This is a genomic window from Gordonia sp. UBA7860 (genome assembly GCF_002500165.1).
GTDB lineage: Bacteria > Actinomycetota > Actinomycetes > Mycobacteriales > Mycobacteriaceae > Gordonia > Gordonia sputi.
The window spans coordinates 9,025-10,218 of the sequence record NZ_DLSO01000187.1; the positions used below are offsets into that span (position 1 = coordinate 9,025).

Annotated in this window: 2 protein-coding genes; one reads left to right on the forward strand and one right to left on the reverse strand. The window is 66.2% G+C overall.

Annotation, left to right across the window (positions count from 1 at the left end; translation table 11 throughout):
- Window positions 1–860: 2-oxo acid dehydrogenase subunit E2 (locus B3T59_RS22555; RefSeq protein WP_287005190.1), on the reverse strand; the 860-nt coding region annotated here is incomplete at its 3' end.
- A gap of 146 nt (window positions 861–1,006) precedes the next feature.
- Here B3T59_RS22555 and B3T59_RS22560 point away from each other — a divergent pair.
- A partial coding sequence (locus B3T59_RS22560; protein ID WP_287005191.1) for an IMP dehydrogenase occupies window positions 1,007–1,194 on the forward strand: 188 nt, incomplete at its 3' end.

Consider the following 1,194-nt stretch of genomic DNA (forward strand, 5'->3'; position numbering starts at 1 on the left):
GGGGCCGACTGCACGGTGCCGATGCCGCCCGGGTTGGTGAGCGAGATGGTCGCGCCGGCGTGGTCGGCCGCGGTGAGCTTGCCTGTGCGGCCCTTCTTGATGAGCTCCTCGTAGGCCTCGAGGAACTCGCGGAAGTTCATCTCTTCGGCGGCCTTGATGCTCGGCACGACGAGGCCGCGCGAGCCGTCCTTGTTCTGCACGTCGATGGCGATACCGAGGTTCACGTGCGCGGGCTGAATGACCGAGGGCTTGCCGTCGACGATGTCGTAGTAGACGTTCTGGCTCGGGAACTTCTTCAGCGCCTGCACGAGCGCGTAGCCGAGCAGGTGCGTGAACGAGATCTTGCCGCCGCGGGTGCGGCGGAGGTGATTGTTGATGACGATGCGGTTGTCGATCATCAGCTTCGCGGGAATCTCGCGGTAGCTCGTCGCGGTCGGGATCGACAGCGAGTCGTCCATGTTCTTCGCGATGGCCTTGGCCATGCCCTTGAGCGCGGTCGTCTCTGCCTCGCGCTGCGGCGCCGGTGCCGCATCCTTCTTCTCGGCCTTGGCGGGTGCCTCGGCCGGGATCGGGGCGGCCGAGGCCGGGCGGGCCGTCGTGCGGCTCTGCTTGCTCGCGGTCGGTGCGGCAGGGGCGGACGCCGCAGTGGCGGCGGGCTGTGCCGGGGTGGCGGGCTTCGCGGGCGCGGCGGTCGCTGCGGCGGACTGCGCCGTGGCGTACCGCTCAAGGGTGGGCCACCAGGCCTCGTCGACGCTATTGCGATCTTCCTTGAACTTCGCGTACATCTCTTCTACGAGCCAGTCATTGGCTCCGAAGTCAGGCACTGAGTTGGTGGATTCCGGACCGGTGGTCGTCGACACGCGAAAATCGCCGCCTTCTGCTCGAATTGACGTTCCTGACACCACCGACGGGCGGCGGCGTCCAGGTGTCAAGAGTAACGACATTTCCTTGCCGACATCTACATCACCCGCGAGCCACCGTTGTGGAAAAGATTAGGCTCAGGGTTATGCAGTTTTACGGCCAGGTGCCCCAGCATGACCTCACCTACTCCGACGTCTTCCTCGTGCCGTCGCGCTCCGACGTCGGTTCGCGGCTGAACGTCGATCTCTCCACGCCGGACGAGACCGGGATGCGCATCCCGCTCGTCGCCAGCAACATGAACGCGGTCTCAGGCGAGCGCATGGCGGCCGCGCT